Origin of the sequence: Pseudomonas laurylsulfatiphila (assembly GCF_002934665.1) — a bacterium.
Taxonomy (GTDB): Bacteria; Pseudomonadota; Gammaproteobacteria; order Pseudomonadales; family Pseudomonadaceae; genus Aquipseudomonas; species Aquipseudomonas laurylsulfatiphila.
The window spans coordinates 420,015-442,509 of record NZ_NIRS01000006.1 but is presented as its reverse complement, the minus strand read 5'-3'; the positions used below and the strand labels follow the sequence as shown (position 1 = coordinate 442,509).

The window sequence follows — 22,495 nt, the reverse complement described above, 5'->3', positions numbered from 1 at the left end:
CGAACAGCATGACTGGAGTCGGGGAAAGATGAAGATTGCTCATTGGTTGTCGAGCGCTTGGGTGCTGGGGATGATCGCGGCGCCGGTGCAGGCCGAGCAGGTGGATATCACCGCATTGTTCAAGCCGGATTCGGCGCGCCCGCATATGAACAAGTTCCTCAATACCACGCCGCTCAGTGGTTATTGCGCCAATTACCCAGGGCAATGCGAAGAACACCAGACCTTCAGTTTGCAGGTGCCGATTCAATTTGATTCACGCGCTCCCATTCGCGCCAACCATGCCTCGCCTCGAGAGGGGGCGATGTTGAAAGTACCGGCGCAATGGCGAGAGCTGACGGTCGCGCACGAAACCACCGGCGAACCGGAAACGGTAAAGGTCAGGATCGTGGGTATCGGCTCCCAGTATGTGACGCAGGACGTCATGCAATTGGTGGGGGGCGCCGAAGACTATCGGGTCGCGCACAATCTTTTATGGGGAACGAGCTGGGTGTATAGCCCGGCGCCCTGTGTTTACAGTGGTGTGGGTTGGTTTAATTCGACCTCTTACAGATTCTTCTGGAAGACTCCGGAACAAAATGTATGTGCAAAACAGGCAAAGTTCGATGTTCCCTGGCTGCGCCTGGACTACCTCGACTTTGCCTATGAACTGGTAACCCCAAATCCTTTGGGCATGTCTGCGGGGAATTACCGCGGCGCACTGACTTACACGGTTGGCCCGAACGGCGACTTCGATTTTGGTGACGTCATGCTGCCGAGCAGTTCAACCCTGACCATGAACTTCAACCTCGACGTTCAACACACGCTCAAGGTCGATATTCCGCCGGGTGGCAACAAGGTCCAACTGGTACCTGTGGGTGGCTGGCAGAGCTGGCTGCAGGCAGGCCGCCGGCCAGTGAGCCTGTTTCGCGACCAGACCTTCAATATCTCGGCGTCATCGCGCTTCAAGATGCATATTGAATGTCAGTTCGGCGGCTTTCCCTACGAATGCATGTTGAATGATCCTGTCTCCAGGCGATCAGTCGAACTTCAGGTCAGCGTCAGTCTGCCCAATGGCCTGACGGACCTGTCCGGGCAACCGGTCAGGCGTCAGCGCCTGCGAACCGGGCAAGCCAATTCGCAACAGTTTCAACCTGGTTTCTATGTCGATCGGGCACCAGGGACTCTGCATTTCGAAATTGCAAAAAACCAGATGGAGTTCATGCTGCAACCGGGCGTGGCCAGCCGCTATTCCGGCAATGTCACGGTGATCTGGGATTCGGATATCTGATGTGGTTGCGGCAAACCTGACCGCAATGAATGCCGTCAGGTTTGCCTCACGATGCCGCCGCTATTACAACCCGGCCCTGCTCAACGCCGCGCGCGTCAAACGCCTGGACAGTTCTTTTTCGCCGTCCCCCAGATCGACGAGGAACCGGTCGAAGTTCGCTTCGCTTATCGGTTCATCGGCGAAGACAACCGTCTCGGCGACCGGCAGCTTGTTGGCCAGATCTTTAAGCCTGTTGCGCAGTGCCGCTCGTTCCACGTCCGTCAATTGCGTGGATTCGACCCATTCGCGCTGGGTGGATCGCAGGGTTTCCAGCAACTCGTATTTGTTCAGATACTCCCGTTTGTTCGCCTCGATTTGAATCGGGTAAGTTTCACCCAGCCAGGTTTCCCAGAATGCCTGCTCAAGCATCTTGTTCACCAGGCCATCACCTTCGCTCAACGCCAGAACTGTGTCGTAGGCCTGATCGATCATGGCGTCGCTGACACCGGATACCGGCCTGAACAGCATGCCTTCGGATTGCCAGGGCAGCTGCAAGCGATCCGCCAGACCGGTCTGATAAGCCAGATAGACCTCGACGTCGTCCGGGTTGCCGCCACGACTGGCGACATCGGCGCGGGCGATCTCGTTGACGTGCTCCAGTCGCGCGGCGCCTTGGGCCAGGGTGACCAGTTTGCGTTCCAGCTCCGCGGGGTCCGTGGAGTAGGAGTAAGCCTCGGATGCGAGCACCTGTATGCCCATGTTGTTGAATAACTGCGCCCCTGCATCGGCGCAATCGACCGGGGCGATTGCCATGGTGTAGAGCTTTTCCCGCAGTGCGGTGTCGATGTAGACGAGACGGCATCAAGCATGCGTACCACCCGTTGCATCAGTTGCCTGCGGGGTTCACCGCCGACGAGATAATCGGCAGAGTTTTTCGTTTCGTGCACCACGGTCAGGAACCGATGGGCCTGCGGGTCGTCGGTCAATTCAAGCCAGTTTGCCGTCCGCTCCACTCCCCAGCCGGGCACATCGGTCCAGTTGTTCGGGTCGGTGGCGTGGATGACCACATTTATCAGACTGGTGGATGCCTCGAGGGGCGTCGGCGGCAAATTCACTGAGCGTCGGATTTGCTGGTATTGCAACTGATTCAGCTCCGACAGATCCGCGACATCCAGCAGGGTGCGCGAGATCACCCAGGCTTTTGCCGAGCCGGGGACAACTTCGGGAATCAAGTCGAGGGGGTTTTCCCGCAGGTCCAGCAAGAAACCGCGTGGTCTGGTTTTCGCCAGCGTGCCCTCGGGCCATGTGGTCAGTCCGGTTTTGTTCAGGGCCACGACTTTCAGCCTCGGCATGCGGCTGATTTCTGGTGATAACCCCAGTGGATTACCGTCGAGCCTGAGGATTTCCAGGTAGGTCAGGTCCTTGAGTTGTTTGACGGCGCCGGCATCCAACACGATCGCGTTATCGCTCAGTTGCAGTCGTTCCAGTCGGTGCAGGGAACCGATGCTGTGTGGAAGGCTGGTCAGGTCGCAACGCCTGGCGCTGAGTTCGCGAAGGTTCGGGAAGGCTTTGAGCAAGCCGTTCGCCTCGCTGGAAAACCGCGTATTGCCGAGTTTCAGGACGGTGATTTTGTCGAGGAATTTTTGCAGCTCCGGGGGGCGCTTTGACCACCAGGTTTCCAGATTCAGGGGCAGCATCTCGGTGGAGAGATCCAGCGAGTAGCTGTCCGGATCGGCACGGCGCCCGATATCGCTGTACTTTCGCTTGAAGCTGTTGAGCAGGCTCTCGGCGATATGTTGGCCGCCTTCATCACGAAAAGCCGTGCTGCCCGGTCCCCAGGTGGGTTCCTGCTGGTATTCCCAACGATTGAGGATCACGCGCAGTTCATCGAGATCGTTTTCCCGCTGCTCGATGGCTTGCATCGGCTCGCCTTGGGCGATCAGGGCGTTGGCGAAGGCGTCGACTTCGCGGTCACTGAAATCCTTGTGCAGGTCGAGGATTCGCTCGTGCAGGGTTTCACCGGCCCGGCTGGTAAATGCGCCTCGCACCAGCAGCAGTGTCTGATGCTCGGGCACGGCGCGGATGGGCGGTGCGGCGAGTATCGTTCGACGTTCGCCGAGAGGCTCGATCTTGACCATGGCCCACTGCCTGAGGCGTTCGGTGTCCCCAGGCTTGAAGCCCAGCGCGTTTTGCCCATTGTGCTGGGTCGCCTGCAGCAAGGCTTCGAAAAAGCCCTGCGCTGCATGGATTGGCTGATTCGACCCGTCACGCACCTCATATTTTCCCGCGTCATCATGAATCAACACCCGGACCCGCGCTGCGCTCTCGGGCCCGGCGCTGCAGCGCAGTTCACCGTCGAATGTGCCTTCCCTGATCTCGATGCGCAGCTCACCGAAGGTGTCGCTGTTGATGCGCAAGGTGCCCAGCACCAGGCGTTCCGTGTCGATGTTGATCAACGCGTCATCGTACAGACCGTGGGCGGCGCGCACCGATTGCGTCTCGAATTGCAGTTCCCGCGCTTGGCTTTTCAGGCGCAGCGGCAGGCGCTTTTTCTGCTCGATCTGTTGGCGTTCCGCGGCGCTGGCGTTGGCGAGAATGCCTTGCGCCACCGTGTCGGGCAGGTCGGGGAATTCGCTGAACAGCGCAACGCTGTCGGCGGGTAGCGGGGTGCTGGCAGGCACGGGTGAGCCCAGGCGTTGCAGGGTATCGCTCAGCAATGGCGGTGGTGCCGAGCTGTCCATGTGCATCCGCCGCAGTGCGGCTTCATGGGTACCGCTGATCTGGCGAATCTGTTCCAGTTGTTCATCGTCGAAACCATCGACGCTGTGGCCGAGGCGCCGCATCAATGTCGAGCCTTCCCACTCGCGCGGGTTTTCCGTTTCGCAGACCCAGGCCCCGTGACCATTGTGGCGCAGGGTCGGTGCGTAGGCATCGAAACGCTGCGGATGGCGGATGCGCTGTTGTCCGGTGACCGGATCTTCCAGCACTTCGAAGTGTTGATCGTTCAGGGGCAGGATGCGCCGGCCCTGATGCTGGTGAAGACCCTGTCCATCAGGCCGGGCGTCCGTGGGTAAATTCACGTCGGTTCGTTGATAGGGGCTGAGGTCAGGGTTCCACAGACGGGTCTCACCGTTCGCCAACTGCACCGGTTTCAAGCTTTCGAAAAACGGCGAGAGTTGCGCCCTTGCGACGTTGCCAATCGCGCCTCCCGCGGCGAACGCACCCAGTTGCACAACGCTTTCCAGCACGCCGATGGCTTGCTCGCCAGCCTCGGCGACGCGGCCTTCGGCCAGATCGACGAGGCCTTCGACCACTTCGTCGGTCAGTTGATACGCGGTATAGGCCAGCATCAATTCGCCCATGCCGGGCACCAGCGGCGTCACCACCAGCAACGCGGCATTGAGAATGTCCGAGAGCATTTTTTCCAGGTTGTCCCACCAGGCCCAGCGGGCCATGCGGTCGGCGTACTCGGTGGAAATCGCGATGTCCCGTGCGTCGTTGAGTACCTTGTTGATTTTTTGTCGGTGGAAGTAGCCCCACAGGTCGCCGTTGAAAACAGTGTCCCGATCGTTCCTGACGCTCGACAGGTGAAATTGCAGGTTGGGGTTATCCACCGGCGTTTCCCGCCAGCTCGGCAAGTTCGAGCCGGCCGGCGCCGGTTGCCATTTGACCTTGCTCAGTCGGTTGTTCAACCCGGCAAAAAAATGCCCGCGCTGCTGATGGGGCACGAACTGGCTGAAGAATTTTTGGTAGCTGCCGGGGGCGTCGGCATCGCGCAGTTGGCGTGTCAGTTCGGCCATGAACTCGAGCGACGACGGGTACTGCTTGAGCGGGTGCTGCGGGTCATGGGGAACATAGGCGATCACGGGCACGGTATCGGTCGCGGTGTTGGCATCAGGGGTGATCAGCACGATGCCGGTCAGGTGAATGTCCATCATCGACAGGTTGTAGCAGTCGACGGAGCGGCCCCTCCAGCGCAGGTTCTTGCGGTCATCGAGCAGTCCCTGCACCAGGTCAAAGGCATCCTGCCCGATGTCGTTTTTCATCAGCGCCATGTTCGCCGCGATGTTGAGCGCGGCCTTGTGACTGAGGGTGACTTTATGGCGCAGGACGTTGCTGGCCACCCGGTTATGCGGCAGCAGAAAATCTCTCAGGTGTTGTTGGTAACGGCTGCCGATATCCAGCTCGCGGCACAGCGACTTGAACTGCTCGATACTCAGCTTGTGCTTGAGCTGTACCACGCTGAAATGCCCGCGGGCGTCGGGGCGGGTGATGAATTCGGAGGCTTGGGTGAACGCCTCGTCACGGGAAAAATTGTGCAGGGCGGCATCCAGCAGCGAGACGGTGCGGCTGGTGGTTCCGCCGGAAAAGTCATGCACCCACCATGACGTTTCTGCCGGTGCATACAGCCGCAACCAGGTTTCTTCGACGTCATCTTCAACGCCGAAACGTTCTTTCAGTGCCTGTTGCAACAAGGGTTTGGCGAAGGCGTAGACATCCTGCAGTTTGCTGAACACTCTATCGACATCGTTTTGCGCGTTCCAGCCGAGCTTGATGCTCTGTTTCAACCGCTCCTGTAACGCTTTTGCGGCGTCAGCCTGCCAGTCGGGAATGCTTACCCGGTCAGTTTTCAGTGCGTTGATACGGGGGATTGAAGCCTCTGATAGCCAGGAGGGGATGGCCTTCCTGACGAGGTCGAAGTGGATGCTTTGATCCGGGTCTGAAATTCGATGTGTGTGGGGCATTGCCTGATCGTCCTTTGATCATGGATGGAGCGATCAGACTAGGCAGGCGGCAGTCCCAAAAAAAGCGCAAAAACCGGTTCGGAACGACGTCGATTGCGCCCCGAACCCGGTAAAAATCAGGAGTGAAAAATACATAGTTACAGCCACGCGGGCGTATCTGCCGATCCATGCCTAGCGGTGGGCAGTTGCCTCGGTTGTCGCCTTTGGCTGGCACATCGTGTGGGTACCCGGTTGCAGGTACGGCGTCAGGATCGGCGCCATGCCCTTGAGCACCTGCACCGGCAACGCCGAGGTGAAGGTAAAGTTCTCCGCCGAGCGGCCCGGCACGAACGCCGTCAGCGTGCCGAAATGGTTATCGCCGATGTAGAACACGAACGTGGCCGTGCGGTTGAGTGATTTGGAACTCAGGATCCGTCCGCCCGAACCGATGGCCTCGATGCGGTTGTCACCGGTGCCGGTCTTGCCGCCCATGGCCAGCGGGGTTCCATCCGGCAGTTTGAAACTGCCAGCCACGCGTTTGGCCGTACCGGCATCCACCACTTGCGAAAGGGCTTCGCGCATGGCCGTGGCGACTTCGGATGGCATCACCCGTTTTCCGACGTCGGGGTCATTGATCAGTTGGGTTTCATAGGGTGTGTGCGCGGCGAAATGCAGGCTGTCGATACGCAGGGTCGGCATGCGCACGCCATCGTTGAGGATGGTGCCGATCAATTCGGCCAGGGCTGCCGGGCGGTCACCGGAGCTGCCGATGGCGGTGGCCAGCGACGGCACCAGGTGGTCGAACGGATAACCGACTTTCTGCCAGCGCTGGTGAATGTCGAGGAATGCCTCGATCTCCAGCATGGTGCGGATGCGACTGTCACGGGCGCCCTTGTGCCGGCTTTTGAACAGCCAGCTGTAGACCTCCTGGCGCTCGAACTGGCTGGCCTTGACGGCGTCGGCCCACTTGGCGTCAGGGTGATTGAGCAAGTAGCCCATCATCCACAGGTCCAGCGGGTGAACCTTGGCGATGAAGCCCTGGTCCGGCAAGTCGTAGGCGCCGGGACCGTAGGCTTCGTAGAGCCGCACGAGACGTTCGTCAGTGAGTTTTTCCGTGAGCTTGGCACCCGTCAGGTGCGAGCGCACGAAGGCGTTGAAGCTTTCCTGGCTGGCGTGTGGCAGCAGGTAGCGATGGACGGCGGCCATGCGGATCGGCGTCGGGCGCATGCCGTCCAGGAAGGTTTCGAGCCGTTCCTGGGTGTCCTTGTTCCTGTACTTCTTCCAGAACTTGAGCAGGAAAGAAGTGCCTTCGCGGTCGGCGAACTCAGCCAGGTATTCCTGGCGCCGCGGGTCGCGGTCGTCCTTGAGCAGTTCGGCACTGCTGTTGGGGCCGGAGTAGGTGGTGTAGCGCACCAGGTCACGCATCAGGCGAATGAACGGCAGGTTGATCGACTCGCGAAGGGCGTCGCGCAGGGTCGGTATCCGGCCGTTGTCTTCCTTGCGGAAGTTGTGGAACACATGCAGGCCGCCGCCGGTGAAAAATGCCTCGCCGGGGCTGGCGGAGTATTTGCGGTCCAGGGCGGCGCCGAGCATTTTTTGCAGGTCGCGGTCCTTGTTTTCGACCAGGTAATCAACCGCCCAACGGCTCAGGCGGTCCTGATCCGGCACCTCGACTTTCTTCAGTTCCGGCACGGCCATGCCAGCGTATTTGTCGTGCAGTTCGGCGATGATTTGCAGGTAGGTGGTCAGCACGCGCATTTTCGCGGTGGAACCCAGTTCCAGTTTGCTGCCTTCGTTGATGTCGAAGGGCTGGTCGGTGCTGTCGGTCTGCACCCTAACCCGCGAGCCGTCCGGCGTCAGTTCGAACAAGGTGAAGCTGTAGCGCACCTGGGTGGTGCTGGTGGTGGTCAGCAGACGTTCGCCGATCAGGCCGATTTGCGTGGCAAACTCAGGGTCGGCGAGTTTTTTCAGGTACTCGGTGGCCTCCGATTGCAACTCGCCTTGCAGGGTGCTGGTGGCGGAGAGGTCAAGGCGGTCGAGGTCATACAGGGGACGATTGAGCATGCCGGCCAGACGGCTGCGCGCCACGCTGATGCCCTTGTTGGTTTCGATCGGTTGCATGGTCGGCTGGGTGGCCCAGTCGCGGTAGGTCACTTTGCTGGCCAGGGCGGCGGCGGCGAACTCGGCGTCGATCACATGGTTTTGCGCCAGCAGGCGAATATGGCTGTCGGTGAGGTCGGCCAGTTCATCATGGCCCTTGGTCAGGTAATGCGACGGGCGGCGCTGCGCAATCATCAACGACAGCACTTCACGCAAGGCCAGGCCTTTTTCCGCCATGGTCTTTGGATCCGTCGCGGTGCTGTTCAGTACCTTGTTGGCGCTATCGAAATCGGAGCCGTACCACACACGCAAACCCTCAGCCATGCCATGCACTTCACCGTGGCCCGGTACGGCCGACAACGGCACGCTGTTGAGGTAGTCGCGAACCACGTTCTGCCGCGCTTCCAGGGTTTGTGGCCCGGCCTGATAGGCGCGTACGGTGGCTGAAATCATCTGGCGAATTTTTTCCGCGCCATTGACCGTCAAGCCATCGGGGGAATGCCGGTACTTCTCCAGTTGCGTGGCCAGGGTACTGCCACCGGCGGACTGGCCGGGCACGTGCAACATCTTGGCCAACTGGGACCACGCCGCCATGCCGAACCGCGGCCAGTCCACCGCCGGGTTGGCGAGCGGCTGCCTGGGGTCGAGCAGGAAGCGGTTCTCGATGAACAGCAGGCTGTTGACCACCACCGGCGGGATCGAGGCAAAGGTTGAGTAAAGCTGTTGCGGGTAGTTGTACTGGTACAGCGGCGCTGCGCGGCAATCGGTGATCGACAACCCGGCCTGGATTTTCTCGGCATAAGGCACGAACAGGCCTTTGTCGGTGTACTTCAACAGTTCCGGAGAAAAGCGGGTTTGCGCCTCAACGACGAAATTGCGCTTGATCAGGCGTGGCAGGAACTCATCCAGCGAGCTGTAGCCCAGGCGCCGATCGAACGGGCCGTCGCCCGGATAGCGAATCGCATCGCTGGGGCCGGGTTTGAGCTCATAGTTCAGTGACGCGGCGTATTTGCTGACTTCCCGGGCCTGGAACCTCGAGGTGCGCATCTCCCTCATGGCGGCCAGCCCCACGACAATCGCGATAATCAACAGCAATAGCCAGAACGCTCCCCATCCGTGCCTGGAACGACGGGGTTTTTCAGGTATAGGCGCTTCATCCACACTCTCAGTCGGAACCACGGTTTTACTCGAATCGGTTTGCCACAATGCGCCCATAGTCGACTGATCCATTCACGCAGATTGATCGGACTTGACTCAAGCTTAGACGGTGGTTGGCGAGGGTGAAAAAAATGTGCAGGGCAAAATGTCGGGTTATTGCCGTTTCCTGTGGCGAGGGAGCTTGCTCCCGCTGGGCTGCGAAGCGGCCCCCAGCCTGATAAATGCGATTCGTCCGGTTGATCTGGTTCTCTGGTTTTACGACTGCTGCGCAGTCGAGCGGGACGGTGCGGCGATCCTTCAAGCTCCCTCGCCACAAAGAGGAGCAAACATCGGGAGCTTTATTCAGAGCCAGCACGCATCCCAGAGCGGGTAGTCGCCAATTTTATCCACAAGCCCCGCCCTGAGTGGATTAGCAACAATGTAGCGAGCGAACGGTAGAAGGTCCTCTCCATCGCGAATGGCCCGGTCGTGGTAGCCGGTTTGCCAGAAGGCTCCGCTTTCGTTCAATGCCCGGTTGATGGTGAGGGTGCTCCGGGATTTGATGGCTTGCATGAGTTGCGCCAGCGTTTGCTGCTCAAGCTGGATTAACCAGTGGAAGTGGTCCGGCATGATGACCCAAGCCATTGAATTGACCTATTTTTGATCATCGGCTCGCCTGAGTTCTTCAACCAAAAGGCGTCCAACCTGCCAGTTTGCGAATATTCGGCGGCGCTGATGCACGACTGCGGTTATCAGATAGCCCCGTCCTGGTTCTGAGTACCGTCCGTAACGCAGTCGATGAGAGTTTGGATGTGGGTGCATTCCGTTGCGTCCTTTAACTTTTGTCCAAGTACGCTAGCTCCTCGTTTTCCTGCTTGAACCTGTATTGGCTGAGTGAAATTTCCCAACTCATTGTGGAATTCGGATCCAGGTAGCGCTGTTGTGGCGAGGGAGCTTGCTCCCGCTGGGCTGCGAAGCGGCCCCACACCCTGCAACTGCAGTTACAGGTTTTGCGCCTGCTGCGCAGCCGAGCGGGAGCAAGCTCCCTCGCCACAGTAGGTAGCTGTCTGAAACACCTGAGTTAGAGCTTTCCAGGCTTTGGCAGGGGCATGACGATGCACCATTGTTGTGCAATACTCGGCGCCGCTTTTCCCACTGATCTTGCGGGTTTTTCCTACAGGACGGCGTTGCCCACGAGGCAGGGCCGGTTCGGGAAGCGATGGCTTATCGGCCTGCGCTTCGCCACTCGGTGGTCATATCCAATAACAAGACGAGGTTGTTCCCCATGCCCGTAGGCAATCACCTGCCCCAAGGCGAGACCGCTCAGGGTGGTCCGCTCAAACGTGAACTCGGCGAGCGGCATATTCGCCTGATGGCACTCGGTGCCTGTATCGGCGTCGGCCTGTTCCTGGGCTCGGCCAAGGCCATCGAAATGGCCGGCCCGGCCATCATGCTGTCCTACATCATCGGCGGTCTGGCGATCCTGGTGATCATGCGCGCCCTCGGCGAGATGGCCGTGCACAACCCGGTTGCCGGCTCGTTCAGCCGTTACGCCCAAGACTACCTGGGTCCGTTGGCGGGCTTCCTGACCGGCTGGAATTACTGGTTCCTGTGGCTGGTGACCTGCGTCGCGGAAATCACCGCCGTGGCGGTGTACATGGGCATCTGGTTTCCCGATGTACCGCGCTGGATCTGGGCGCTCGCTGCGTTGATCAGCATGGGCTCGATCAACCTGATCGCGGTCAAGGCTTTCGGTGAGTTCGAGTTCTGGTTTGCCTTGATCAAGATCGTCACCATCATTGCGATGGTGTTCGGTGGTATCGGCATTATCGCCTTCGGTTTCGGCAACGACGGCGTGGCCCTGGGGATTTCCAACCTGTGGACCCACGGCGGCTTCATGCCCAACGGCGTGCAAGGCGTGTTGATGTCCCTGCAAATGGTGATGTTCGCCTACCTGGGTGTGGAGATGATCGGCCTGACAGCCGGTGAGGCGAAGAACCCGCAGAAGACCATTCCGAACGCGATCGGCTCGGTGTTCTGGCGGATTCTGCTGTTCTACGTTGGCGCGTTGTTCGTGATCCTGTCGATCTATCCGTGGAATGAAATCGGCACCCAGGGCAGTCCGTTCGTGATGACGTTCGAGCGTCTGGGCATCAAGACTGCGGCGGGTATCATCAACTTCGTGGTGATCACGGCAGCGTTGTCGTCCTGCAACGGTGGCATCTTCAGTACCGGGCGCATGCTCTACAGCCTGGCGCAGAACGGCCAGGCCCCGGCCGGCTTTGCCAAGACCTCGAGCAACGGCGTGCCGCGTCGTGCATTGCTGCTGTCGATTGGCGCGTTGCTGTTGGGCGTACTGCTGAACTATCTGGTGCCGGAAAAGGTGTTTGTCTGGGTGACGGCCATTGCCACCTTCGGCGCGATCTGGACCTGGGTGATGATCCTGCTGGCCCAGCTCAAGTTCCGCAAAGGCCTGAGCGCCAGCGAAGCGGCCGGCCTGAAATATCGCATGTGGCTGTACCCGGTCAGTTCGTACCTGGCGCTGGCGTTCCTGGTGCTGGTGGTCGGCCTGATGGCGTACTTCCCGGACACCCGCGTGGCGTTGTATGTGGGGCCTGCGTTTTTGGTGCTGCTGACGGTGTTGTTCTACGTGTTCAAGCTGCAACCGACCAATGTGTCGCAGGGGGCGGTGCGTTCGGTTTCGTAAGTTGTAATGCCTGAAAGACAAAAGCCCCGGTCGATATGATCGGGGCTTTTGGGTTTTGAAGATCAAAAGATCGCAGCCTGCGGCAGCTCCTACAGGAGCGCGCGGTCTGCTTCTGTAGGAGCTGCCGCAGGCTGCGATCTGTTGATTGTCTGGTTCAAACGCTTGTTGAACTCAAGCCAGGTTGCCAGCAGCGCCATCAACCCGGCACCCACCAGCGCCGTGAAAATCTGCATGGCAAACGCATCGTCGGTCAGGGCATTGACCATGTCCGCCAGGGGCGCCAGCAGCACGCCCAGGCAGAAAATCTCCAGCGAGAAACGGCCCATGCGGCAGCTTTGCTGTGCCAGCCAGTTTTGCGTCCATCCGCTGTCGGGAATCAGTTTCGCCGTAACGTAGGCCAGTGCGAGGAAGTGCAGCAGGCGCACGGGGGACAGGTTGGTCTTGCTGATGGGGTAGAAGACGTTTTGCAGGCTCATCGGTACCACGGCATCGTGCAGGTCCGGCCAACGCCACAGGACGGTCAACATACCGGCGACCACGACATACAGCGCCGCACTCACAAACAAGGGCTGGCGTACTAATGGGCGGGTTTCGGGCAGGCGCGGGCGCTGGCTGTGAATCGCAGCGGCGCCGCCAAGCACGAACAGCAACTGCCAGGCGACTGGGTTGAAATACCACACGCCATCCTTGATGGCCGCCAGGTTCCATCCCGCCAGTGGCACCATCAGGTACAGCGCCATTGACATCGCGACCACCACCCAGGCCTTGCGCACCAGTATCGGCAGCACCAGGGGCAAGCCTGCCAGCAGCACGATGTACAGCGGCAACGGGTCCATCAGGTTCGGCTTGAAGCGCAACAGCAGTTCATCGATCAGGGCCTGCTGAGGATTGCTGATGAAGTGGTGCATGCCCATTTCCTCCACCAGATCCCGTGTTTCCACGTGGCTGTTGGCGAAAAACACGATGCCCATCAGCATCGCCAACAGGAATATATGCACCACGTAGAGCACCCACGCCCGGCGCAGGATTTTCACGCAGGCGATCAGAAAGCCTTCGCGCGCCAGGACTTTGCCGTACGCCAGCACCGCCGCATAACCGGCCAGAAACACGAAAACCTCGGCCGCATCGCTGAAACCGAAGTTACGCAGGGTGATTTGTCCCAAAGGGTTGTGGGGCACGTGATCCCAAAAGATGAAGATCAGTGCCAGGCCACGAAAAAAGTCGATCCGGTGATCGCGCGCTAACGTCATGACAGCAGGCTCGTATCAGCGAGTGAAAATGGGATTGGCTGCGGGCGCAAAGGGCCGCGCGCCAAGTCGGCGGCGCGCAGGGTGGCGTGATTCGCAGTGAATTGCAAAACCGGGATATTACCGGATGTCTCGGGCGTTGCTCCAAGGCTCAACCGCTGGTCTGAAAGGTCGGTCAATCTGCGATTTCTGACAGCAAACAGGCTCAAATACTCATAAGTGCAACGTTCTTCAAGCGGGAGCCTCACATGAGACTGTTGTGGAAAGGGCTGTCCAGTTACACGGTGATCGGGGTCGCCAACACCCTGATTCACTGGCAGATCTTTTTCCTGTTGAGCGTGGCGGCCGGCCTCAGTCAGGCGATCAGCAACCTGAGCGCCTTCTGCGTGGCTGCGTCGTTTTCCTTCTACATGAACGCGCAATTTACCTTTGCCGCCAGTGCCTCGATCGCCGGTTATCTGCTGTTTCTTCTGGGCATGGGGACACTGAGCCTGGGCGTCGGTCACCTGGGTGATGTGTGGCGCCTGCATGGCTTGCTCACCGTCGTGCTGTTTTCCGCGTTGAGCCTGGTGTTTGGCTTCCTATATGCCAAATACGTGGTGTTTCGCGAGCGTGATCAATGAAAATCTCGCTCATCGTCCCGGTGTTCAACGAGGAGCAGTCGATCAACCTGTTTTACCAGGCGGTGCGCCACGAGTTGAAGCTGGGCGACGCCGAGGTCGAAATCGTCTTCATCAACGACGGCAGCTCCGACCGCACAGCCGAACAGGCTACGGCACTGGCCGAGGCGGATGAGCAGGTGCTGTTGATCAATTTCTCGCGCAACTTCGGCAAGGAACCGGCCCTGTTTGCCGGCCTGGAGCACGCCAGCGGCGATGCCGTGATTCCCATGGATGTCGACCTGCAGGACCCGATCAGCGTCATCCCGCTGTTGGTCGAGCAATGGCAGAAGGGCGCCGATGTGGTGCTCGCCAAACGCCGCAATCGGGACGTCGACGGCTACCTCAGGCGTCACAGCGCGTCGATTTTCTACCACGTGCTCAATCGCATCGCCTACACCCGGATCGAGGAAAACGTCGGGGACTTCCGGCTGATGGATCGCAAGGTGGTCGACGTGATCCGTTCCCTGCCCGAGCATCAGTTGTTCATGAAAGGCGTGTTGTCGTGGGCCGGGTTCAACACCGTGGTGGTGGAGTACGAGCGGGCCGGGCGGGTGGCGGGGAGCAGCAAGTTCAATGGCTGGAAGCTGTGGAACCTGGCCCTGGAAGGCGTGACCTCGTTCAGCACCGTGCCGCTGCGCTTGTGGACTTACGTTGGTGGCGCGGTGTCGGTTTTCGCGGTGCTTTACGCGGTGTACATGGTGCTGGACAAGATTTTCTTCGGCAACAACGTCCCCGGGTATCCGTCGCTGATGACCGCGATCCTGTTTCTCGGCGGCGTTCAACTGATCGGCATCGGCATCCTCGGCGAGTACATCGGTCGCATCTATATCGAGGCCAAGCACCGGCCGCGTTATGTGATCAAGGACATCGTCGGCGGCAAAGACCGGGGCGGGCACTAGCATGGGCCGGTTCAGCGACTTTTTCGTTCGCGAGCTCAGCCGGCATCAGGTCTGGCGGTTTTTTCTGCTCGCCACCCTGGTGTATGTCCTGCCGTTGATCCTCGCGGACTATCCCTACATCGACGACAACTGGCGCTCGCTGGCGGCGGGCATGGCCTGGTCCGAACAGGGCCGACTCTTCGCCCAACTGTTCTACAACGTGCTGACCTTCAGCCATGCCGCGCCGAACATCTTTCCCTTGCCCCTGTTGATCGCCACGCTGGCCATGGCGGCCGCGCTGACCAGCCTGACCTTCCATTATTTTCGCCAGCCGACCGTCGCTTGCTGCCTGGTGCTGTTGCCGCTCTGGTACAACCCGTTCTTCCTGCAGAACCTGTCCTATCAATACGACGGTCCCGCCACGGCCCTGAGCCTGGTGGCGGTGATCTACGCGATCACCTTTCGTCACCCGTGGCGCAGCGTGCAATGGCTGGTGCCCTCGTTTCTGATTGCACTGGCGCTGGGGTTGTATCAGATCAGCCTGAATGTGTTCTTGGGCCTGTGTTGCCTGGAATTGCTCAGGGCTGCCAACGATAAAGCCGCCCCGGTGCCATGGCGCGACCTGCTGGGCTGGAAAGCCGCCCAGGTCGTCCTCGGCGGGTTGATCTACAGCGTCAGCGCTTATCCGTTCATGGACTCCAATCGCACGTTGCTGCTCGATTGGACGGCGCATCCTTTATTGCAGATCCAGATCAACATTGCCCGGGTCCTGGAGAAAGTCGTGCTGCTGTTCAATGGCGGATGGCTCTGGGTGTTCGGCGGGTTGCTGTTGTTGGCGATAGCCGGGGCGGTGCGGCTGGGTCTGAACGTGGCGGCGCGTCAGGACGACGGGCCGAAGAAGGTCTTGATCGGCGTGATGTGCTTGCTGACATTGCCGGTGGTGACGCTATTGGTGTCCGGTGTCGCGCTGTTTTTCCGCGACTTCAACGAGGGCGCCCGCACCTTGATGGGCTTCGCCGTGCTGCTGGTGTTGCTGTGCTATTTGAGCCATCTGGCGCTGGCGTCGATTCATGAGCGACTGCCACTGTTGTTGATCATTCCGCTGCTGGCCATGCTGTCTTTGTCGTTCGCCTATGGCCGGGTGCTGACGGTGCAGAAAACCTTCGCGTCCACGGCGCTGGCCAGCCTTGCGTACGACATCGCCAGCCATCAGTCGCTGCGCGAGGCCAGGCGGATTTACCTCACGGTGACCTACTCCGACTATTGGTTGGTGGCAGCGGCAGGCTCGTTCAAGCAGATGCCGGTGCTGCACTACCTGCTCAACATCGACTTTTACATGCTGGCCGAGAACTTGCCGAAAGCGGGCATCACCAATGTGGTGGCGGAGCGCGAGCGACGTAACGCGACGCGGGTTGGCTATCAGGGCTATCCGGCGCTGGTGGACAGCCAGTTCTACCGGATTTACCTGATTGGTGATTACGGTTTTATCGTGATGAAGGAGCCGGCCCCGAGCAAAACGTTGCGTTGGTGACGGGCGAAGATCAAAAGATCGCAGCCTGCGGCAGCTCCTACAGGGTGGGTCAGGCGGCGGCTACATCGTTGGGCTCGAAGCTGTCGGCCCGGGCCATCTGCCACATCCGCGAGTAGAACTCGCCGTTCACTTCGCCGGTCAGCAATTCCCCCGGCTTGAGGAACACGTGCAGCTGCGAGAACAGCTTGATCTCGGTCGCCGACATGCGTCGCACCAGATGCTTGGCCGACAACTGCGACGGATGCTCGAGGCCGGCGGCGGCGAGCATTTCCGCCAGGGCCTTGAGGGTGTTGCGGTGGAAGTTGAACACACGCTGGGCCTTGTCCGGCACCACCAGCGCGCGCTGGCGCAGGGTATCCTGGGTGGCGACGCCGGTTGGGCATTTGTTGGTGTGGCAGCTCTGTGACTGGATGCAACCGATGGCGAACATGAAGCCGCGCGCCGAGTTGGCCCAATCGGCACCGATGGCCAGCACGCTGGCGATGTCGAAGGCGCTGACGATCTTGCCGCTGGCGCCGAGTTTGATTTTGTCCCGCAGGTTCAGGCCCACCAGGGTGTTGTGCACGAACAGCAGGCCCTCGCGCATCGGCACGCCGATGTGGTCGGTGAACTCCACGGGCGCGGCGCCGGTGCCGCCTTCCTTGCCATCGACCACGATGAAGTCCGGGAGGATGCCCGTCTCCAGCATGGCCTTGGCGATGCCCATGAACTCCCATGGATGGCCGAGGCAGAACTTGAAGCCCACCGGTTTACCGCCGGACAACTCACGCAGTTGTGCGATGAAATGCATCAGTTCGATCGGCGTCGAAAACGCCGTGTGGCGCGAGGGTGACACGCAGTCCTCGCCCATCAGGATGCCGCGGGTTTCGGCGATTTCCTTGGTGACCTTGTGCTTGGGCAGGATGCCGCCGTGGCCGGGCTTGGCGCCCTGGCTCATCTTGATTTCGATCATCCGCACCTGTGGCGTGCGGGCTTGCGCGGCGAAGCGTTCCGGGTCGAAGCGACCGTCGCTGGTGCGGCAGCCGAAGTAACCGCTGCCCAGTTCCCAGGTCAGGTCACCGCCGTGTTCCCGATGATAGGGGCTGATACTGCCTTCGCCGGTGTCATGGGCGAAATTGCCGAGCTTGGCGCCCTGATTCAACGCGCGGATGGCGTTGGCGCTGAGGGAACCGAAACTCATGGCCGAGATATTGAACACCGACGCCGAATACGGCTGGGTGCACTGCGGGCCGCCGACGGTGACGCGGAAACTGCTCGGGTCGCTCAACGGTGCCGGGCGCATGGAGTGGCCGATGAACTCGAAACCCGACTGATACACGTCGATCAGGGTGCCGAAGGGTTTGTCGGCGGTTTCGTTCTTGGCCCGGGAATAAACCAGCGAGCGCTGGGCCCGGGAGAAGGGGAGGGCGTCGCTGTCGGATTCGAGCAGGTACTGGCGGATTTCCGGGCGGATGCCTTCGACCAGGTAGCGGATATTGCCGAGGATCGGATAATTGCGCCGCACCGCGTGCGGGCTTTGCAGCAGATCGAACAGGCCGATCAGGCTGAGGACGCCGGTGACGGCGGTGATCGGCCAGAGCCAGTCATAGTCAAGAAAGGGCAGGCTGGCGAGGGTGAAGATCACGCAGACGGCAAAGAAGGCGTAGCGGCTCAGGAGTGACAGGCTCATACGGTTTCCTTGGGTTTTAAAGATCGCAGCCTTCGGCAGCTCCTACAGGGGAATGCGATCCATGTAGGAGCTGCCGAAGGCTGCGATCTTTTCAGGCATTTTGTGCCTGGAGAAAAATCGAAAACAGCTCGGACTGGGACTTGATCCCCAACTTGCTGTACATGTGTTTCTTGTGGACTTTCACGGTTTCGACGGAGATTTCCAGCTTACGGGCGATTTCTTTACTGGAGCAACCGCTGAGCATCAAGCGCCCGACATCCAGCTCCCGGGCCGTCAATTGCGCGCCCTTGAGCTGCTGCACCGAGGCCTCCAGTTGCACCCGCCAGTCGGCTTGCGGCGGTGCGGGAGCGAGGGCCACCGCTTCGTTGATTTCATAGGGTAGACGCTGGCGTAACAGGCCGAGCACCCATGGCTGGATCAACGACAACAAGGCGATCTGCTGGCCGCTGAAGCGCTGAGTGCTGCCCAGGGACAGGCACAGCGTGCGGTCGCCTTCGAGCTGACAATTGAACTGGATTTCGTCGGCCACCACATTCAGACGAAAGTAGCGCTGGTAATACTCGGTCAGCTCGAAGTGTTCCGGGGCCACTTCCGACAGACGATACAGCCCGCTGCGCGACTGCTCGCGGCAGGCGATGTAGAAGGGGTCGAGCAGGTAGAGGCCACGCAGGTAATCCTGGAACAACTGGTCGGGGCTGCCGTCCTCGCCCGGGCATTCGGCGAACACCTGTGGACGCTGATCGGCGCTGAAAAGCAGGGCCACCCAGCTGTCGAAGGACACGTACTGATCCAACAACCGGACAAGCTGGGTCCAGAAATTGGGCTTGTCCAGGGCGTCGATCAGCTGCCCCACCGAGCGGTGCCAGGCGATGTCGTCCAACGAGAGTGTCATGCATCTACCCCTATCGTGTTACCCCAGCGGCGTGATTCCCCGCCCGGTTGCTTGCTGCGCATACTGGCGCACAGACACCGACCGGGCAATCTTTCTGCCGCCCGGCCCATAACAAGGAATACCCATGAAGGTCGAACTCGCCCAATTGGCAGGCCGTGACAACGACACGGCCTACAACCTCGAACGCACCCTGGCGGCCATCGCCGCGTGCGCAGCCGACACGCAGCTGATCATGTTCCCTGAAGGCCATTTGATGGGCTTCCCTTCGGCGGAGTCCGTGGCCGATGTCGCCGAACCGCTGGATGGTCCGTCCGTCAGCGCGGTAATCGCCGCCGTCCGCGAGCGCAATATCGCCGTGGCCATCGGCATGGCCGAGAACGACGACGGTCGCTTCTACAACACCACGCTGTTGATCACCCCTGAAGGCATCGCGCTGAAGTACCGCAAGACCCACCTGTGGGCCTCGGATCGCGGTGTGTACGAGGCGGGTGATCGCTACGCCACTTGCCTGTGGAACGGCGTGCGCGTGGGCCTACTGATTTGCTACGACATCGAATTCCCCGAAAGCGCCCGCGCCCTGGCGCAACTGGGCGCCGAGCTGTTGATCGTCACCAACGGCAACATGGACCCCTATGGCCCGACCCACCGCACCGCCATCATGGCCCGCGCCCAGGAAAACCAGGCGTTTGCGCTGATGGTCAACCGGGTGGAAGAGGGGGATGGCGGTTTGTTGTTTGCCGGCGGCAGTGCGCTGGTTGATCCGCTGGGCACGCTGCTGTTCGAGGCCGGGCGCGAGGAAGGGCAGTTTGTCGTTGAGCTGGACCTGAAGCGGTTGACGGCGGCGCGTCAGGATTATCGGTACCTGGATGATCAGCGGCTGAAGTTGCCTGGGGAGGTGGTTGAGCATGCATCTGGATTGCGCGAGCTGCTGATTCCCAAGGGCTGAAAATCAAAAGATCGCAGCCTGCGGCAGCTCCTACACGAGGCTTTTGATCTCAGCTGGCGGACATGTGATCCTTGCCGCTTTTGAGTCAAAGGCCTTCTGTTTATGACGACGTTTTCCATAGCTGCCTCCCGGACCATCCGCATCGCCGCAGCCCTGCTGATTGGTCCTGACGGCCGCACGTTGCTGGTGCGCAAACGCGGTACCACGGCGTTCATGCAGCCGGGCGGCAAGATCGAGCCTCACGAGCTGCCGGTTCATGCGCTGGCCCGGGAGCTGGAGGAAGAACTGGGTCTGGACATCGACCCGGCGCAGGCCGTTTACCTCGGTCCCTTCTCGGCACCGGCGGCCAACGAGCCGGGTTTTGTCGTACACGCCGAGCTCTTTCAACTGAACATTGATTCGGATGTCACTCCGGCGGCGGAGATCGAAGAGGTGATCTGGATCGACCCGGCCACCGAGGGTGGTATCGTTCTGGCGCCATTGACACGGGACCTGATCCTGCCGTTTTATCGAGCATCGCTGACCGCGATCGCCTGATCATCACGCAAAGGACCTCGCCCATGATCCCGCTTCAAGACCTGCTGATTTTTGCTGCTGCCGCGTTGTTGATGGTACTGACGCCGGGGCCGAACATGATCTACCTGATCTCCCGTTCGATCTGCCAGGGGCGCAAGGCCGGGGTGATCTCCTTGTTCGGCGTGGTCGCGGGTTTTTTCGTGCACCTGTTTGCTGCGGCCGCCGGTTTGACCGCCGTGTTCCTGGCGGTGCCGATGGCCTATGAGGTGTTGAAGTGGGCCGGTGCGCTGTACCTGTTGTGGCTGGCCTGGCAGGCGGTCAAACCCGGTGCGCGCTCGCCGTTCGAGGCCCAGCAGTTGCCCCCGGATTCGTCGCGCAAGCTGATTACCATGGGCTTTCTGACCAGTGCCCTGAACCCGAAAATCGCGGTGTTCTATCTGTCGGTGTTTCCGCAGTTCATCACGCCGGAGCACGGTTCGGTGTTCAGCCAGAGCATCATCCTCGGCCTGACCCAGATCAGCGTCAGTTTCTGCGTCAACCTGCTGATCGCCATGTTTGCCGCGGGTATCGCCTCGTGGTTCGTCAACAATCCCACCTGGCTGGCGATGCAGCGCTATTTCATGGGTTTCGTATTGTCGGCACTGGCGCTGCGGCTGATGCTTGAGCAAAAACGGATGGCGTGAGCATGTGGATCGAGCGACTGGATGCCAGCCATGCCCTGGACTATCGGGCGCTGATGCTCGAAGCCTACGATCTGCACCCGCAGGCCTTTACCTCGAGTGTGCGCGAGCGGGCGGCGATGCCGCTGGGCTGGTGGGAGTCGCGCCTGACGAGCAAGCTGGACGTGGTGCTTGGGGCGTTCGAGGACGGCCGGTTGGCCGGCATTGTCGGCCTCGCGTTCGAGCCTCGGGAAAAGGCCCGGCACAAGGTGACGCTGTTTGGCATGTACGTCTCGCCAACGGTTCGCCTGCGCGGGCTCGGCTATCAACTGGTTCAGGCGGCACTGACCGAGGCGCAGCACCATGGAGGTTTGCGCCTGATCCAGTTGACCGTCACCGCCGGCAACGATGCCGCGTTCAACCTCTACCGGCGCTGCGGTTTCGTCCAGTTCGGCCTGGAACCGATGGCCGTGCGGGTGGGGGAGGACTACTTCGACAAGATCCACATGTGGCGCGAACTCTGAAGTCGCCGCAGATCCCCTGTGGGAGCGAGCCTGCTCGCGATGGCGATTGGTCAGTCACACTTTCATCAGCAGACAGACCGCTATCGCGAGCAGGCTCGCTCCCACAATTGTTTGGTGTTGATCACACGACCGCTATCGAACCGCACTCACACCATCCAATGTAGAAAACGACGTGTCCTTGGCCGTCAGCAAGAAGTCGCGCATGTACGGTGCATCGAGCATGTCGGCGCGGATCGCCGCATACAGCGTGGCGAACAAACCTTTCTCACCCAGCCGCTTGCCTTTCACATAACCCCGCGAGCTGTATTCGTGCAGCGCCCAATGGGGCATGCCGCACACGCCACGACCGCTGGCCACCAGCTGCATCATCATCACCGTCAGTTCCGAGGTGCGGACCTGGGCCGGTTCGATGTCGGCGGGTTCTAGGAAGCGGGTGAAGATGTCCAGCCGGTCCCGTTCCACCGGGTAGGTGATCAGGGTTTCCGGGAGCAAGTCTTCGGGGACGATATAGGCCTTGCCGGCCAGGCGGTGCTGGTTGGCCACCGCCAGCATCGCTTCATAAGTGAACAGCGGCACATAGGTGATCCCGGCCAGGTCCAGCGGGTCGGAGGTCACCACCAGGTCCAGGTCGCCACGGGCCAGGGCCGGCAGCGGGGCGAAGGAAAAACCCGAGGCCAGGTCCAGCTCGACTTCCGGCCAGGCATCGCGGAACTGGTCGATGGTCGGCATCAGCCACTGGAAGCAACTGTGGCATTCGATGGCCATGTGCAGGCGCCCGGCGGTACCCCCGGCCAGGCGACTGATGTCGCGTTCGGCGGCGCGCAGCAATGGCAAGGTGGCGTCGGCCAATTGCAGCAGGCGCAAACCGGCGCTGGTGAAGCGCACCGGTTTGGTCTTGCGCACGAACAACGGCATGCCCATGCGCTCTTCCAGCTCCTTGAACTGATGAGACAGGGCCGACTGGGTCAGGTGCAGGCGATCGGCCGCATCCACCAGGCTGTCGGCTTCGCGCAAGGCGTGCAGGGTCTTGAGGTGACGGATTTCAAGCACCGGGTTG

14 protein-coding genes and 2 pseudogenes are annotated in these 22,495 nt (G+C 60.6%); 9 read left to right on the top strand and 7 right to left on the bottom strand.

The features are described from left to right. The first annotated feature begins 28 nt into the window (after window positions 1–28). Window positions 29–1,267, top strand: coding sequence for a hypothetical protein (locus tag CD175_RS24275; RefSeq protein WP_104450746.1), 1,239 nt, complete (start codon window positions 29–31; stop codon window positions 1,265–1,267). Window positions 1,268–1,330: 63 nt separating this feature from the next. Here CD175_RS24275 and CD175_RS24270 read toward each other — a convergent pair. The 3 genes and pseudogenes from CD175_RS24270 to CD175_RS31800 all read right to left on the bottom strand — a co-directional run bounded on the left by CD175_RS24270 (window position 1,331) and on the right by CD175_RS31800 (window position 10,029). Further along, window positions 1,331–5,991, bottom strand: a pseudogene (locus CD175_RS24270) (dermonecrotic toxin domain-containing protein). Window positions 5,992–6,162: 171 nt separating this feature from the next. Next, the gene (locus CD175_RS24265; RefSeq protein ID WP_104450745.1) at window positions 6,163–9,285 is read right to left on the bottom strand and encodes a transglycosylase domain-containing protein; all 3,123 of its coding nucleotides are present in this window, start codon (window positions 9,283–9,285) and stop codon (window positions 6,163–6,165) included. A 285-nt stretch (window positions 9,286–9,570) separates the two neighbouring features. Continuing rightward, a pseudogene (locus tag CD175_RS31800) lies at window positions 9,571–10,029 on the bottom strand (REP-associated tyrosine transposase). Window positions 10,030–10,492: 463 nt separating this feature from the next. Between CD175_RS31800 and CD175_RS24255 the strand changes: the two are divergent. Next, window positions 10,493–11,914: an amino acid permease gene (locus tag CD175_RS24255; protein WP_104450743.1), complete on the top strand. Its 1,422-nt coding sequence runs from the start codon at window positions 10,493–10,495 to the stop codon at window positions 11,912–11,914. An 89-nt stretch (window positions 11,915–12,003) separates the two neighbouring features. Here the strand turns inward: CD175_RS24255 and CD175_RS24250 are convergent, their stop codons facing one another. Then, entirely contained in the window at window positions 12,004–13,164 is a 1,161-nt protein-coding gene (locus CD175_RS24250) for an OpgC family protein (protein WP_104450742.1), read from the bottom strand. Between the two features lie 245 nt (window positions 13,165–13,409). Between CD175_RS24250 and CD175_RS24245 the strand changes: the two genes are divergently transcribed. From CD175_RS24245 to CD175_RS24235, 3 genes are read left to right on the top strand one after another with little or no spacing between them, the layout of a single operon-like run. Next, complete coding sequence (locus CD175_RS24245) at window positions 13,410–13,784, top strand: GtrA family protein (RefSeq protein ID WP_104450741.1); 375 nt, start codon at window positions 13,410–13,412, stop codon at window positions 13,782–13,784. Continuing rightward, window positions 13,781–14,722 (top strand): glycosyltransferase family 2 protein, encoded by a 942-nt coding sequence (locus tag CD175_RS24240; RefSeq protein ID WP_104450740.1) that lies wholly within the window; start codon window positions 13,781–13,783, stop codon window positions 14,720–14,722. Before CD175_RS24245 ends, CD175_RS24240 begins: the two co-directional genes overlap by 4 nt. A gap of 1 nt (window position 14,723) precedes the next feature. Then, complete coding sequence (locus tag CD175_RS24235) at window positions 14,724–16,232, top strand: glucosyltransferase domain-containing protein (RefSeq protein WP_104450739.1); 1,509 nt, start codon at window positions 14,724–14,726, stop codon at window positions 16,230–16,232. 49 nt (window positions 16,233–16,281) lie between these two features. Here CD175_RS24235 and CD175_RS24230 read toward each other — a convergent pair whose 3' ends face one another. Continuing rightward, window positions 16,282–17,901: an FMN-binding glutamate synthase family protein gene (locus CD175_RS24230; RefSeq protein WP_104450738.1), complete on the bottom strand. Its 1,620-nt coding sequence runs from the start codon at window positions 17,899–17,901 to the stop codon at window positions 16,282–16,284. Window positions 17,902–17,992: 91 nt separating this feature from the next. After that, window positions 17,993–18,793, bottom strand: coding sequence for a helix-turn-helix transcriptional regulator (locus tag CD175_RS24225; RefSeq protein WP_104450737.1), 801 nt, complete (start codon window positions 18,791–18,793; stop codon window positions 17,993–17,995). A gap of 124 nt (window positions 18,794–18,917) precedes the next feature. Here CD175_RS24225 and CD175_RS24220 point away from each other — a divergent pair, with 124 nt between their 5' ends. From CD175_RS24220 to CD175_RS24205, 4 genes are all read left to right on the top strand, one after another. Next, a complete protein-coding gene (locus tag CD175_RS24220; protein WP_104450736.1) occupies window positions 18,918–19,739 on the top strand; it encodes a carbon-nitrogen hydrolase family protein in 822 nt (273 codons plus the stop codon). Window positions 19,740–19,841: 102 nt separating this feature from the next. Beyond that, window positions 19,842–20,276, top strand: a complete 435-nt coding sequence (locus CD175_RS24215; protein WP_104450735.1) for an NUDIX hydrolase — start codon at window positions 19,842–19,844, stop codon at window positions 20,274–20,276. A gap of 23 nt (window positions 20,277–20,299) precedes the next feature. Next, the gene (locus tag CD175_RS24210) at window positions 20,300–20,938 is read left to right on the top strand and encodes a LysE family translocator (protein ID WP_104450734.1); all 639 of its coding nucleotides are present in this window, start codon (window positions 20,300–20,302) and stop codon (window positions 20,936–20,938) included. Window positions 20,939–20,940: 2 nt separating this feature from the next. Further along, window positions 20,941–21,438, top strand: a complete 498-nt coding sequence (locus CD175_RS24205; RefSeq protein WP_104450733.1) for a GNAT family N-acetyltransferase — start codon at window positions 20,941–20,943, stop codon at window positions 21,436–21,438. A 132-nt stretch (window positions 21,439–21,570) separates the two neighbouring features. Here CD175_RS24205 and metR read toward each other — a convergent pair whose 3' ends face one another. Next, complete coding sequence (metR, locus tag CD175_RS24200) at window positions 21,571–22,488, bottom strand: transcriptional regulator MetR (protein WP_008000240.1); 918 nt, start codon at window positions 22,486–22,488, stop codon at window positions 21,571–21,573. Window positions 22,489–22,495: the final 7 nt, after the last annotated feature.

Bases quoted from the DNA above. Each gene is read 5' to 3' on its own strand.
- CD175_RS24275 (WP_104450746.1), top strand. From the start codon at position 29: ATGAAGATTGCTCATTGGTTGTCGAGCGCTTGGGTGCTGGGGATGATC.
- CD175_RS24265 (WP_104450745.1), bottom strand. From the start codon at position 9,285: ATGGGCGCATTGTGGCAAACCGATTCGAGTAAAACCGTGGTTCCGACT.
- CD175_RS24255 (WP_104450743.1), top strand. From the start codon at position 10,493: ATGCCCGTAGGCAATCACCTGCCCCAAGGCGAGACCGCTCAGGGTGGT.
- CD175_RS24250 (WP_104450742.1), bottom strand. From the start codon at position 13,164: ATGACGTTAGCGCGCGATCACCGGATCGACTTTTTTCGTGGCCTGGCA.
- CD175_RS24245 (WP_104450741.1), top strand. From the start codon at position 13,410: ATGAGACTGTTGTGGAAAGGGCTGTCCAGTTACACGGTGATCGGGGTC.
- CD175_RS24240 (WP_104450740.1), top strand. From the start codon at position 13,781: ATGAAAATCTCGCTCATCGTCCCGGTGTTCAACGAGGAGCAGTCGATC.
- CD175_RS24235 (WP_104450739.1), top strand. From the start codon at position 14,724: ATGGGCCGGTTCAGCGACTTTTTCGTTCGCGAGCTCAGCCGGCATCAG.
- CD175_RS24230 (WP_104450738.1), bottom strand. From the start codon at position 17,901: ATGAGCCTGTCACTCCTGAGCCGCTACGCCTTCTTTGCCGTCTGCGTG.
- CD175_RS24225 (WP_104450737.1), bottom strand. From the start codon at position 18,793: ATGACACTCTCGTTGGACGACATCGCCTGGCACCGCTCGGTGGGGCAG.
- CD175_RS24220 (WP_104450736.1), top strand. From the start codon at position 18,918: ATGAAGGTCGAACTCGCCCAATTGGCAGGCCGTGACAACGACACGGCC.
- CD175_RS24215 (WP_104450735.1), top strand. From the start codon at position 19,842: ATGACGACGTTTTCCATAGCTGCCTCCCGGACCATCCGCATCGCCGCA.
- CD175_RS24210 (WP_104450734.1), top strand. From the start codon at position 20,300: ATGATCCCGCTTCAAGACCTGCTGATTTTTGCTGCTGCCGCGTTGTTG.
- CD175_RS24205 (WP_104450733.1), top strand. From the start codon at position 20,941: ATGTGGATCGAGCGACTGGATGCCAGCCATGCCCTGGACTATCGGGCG.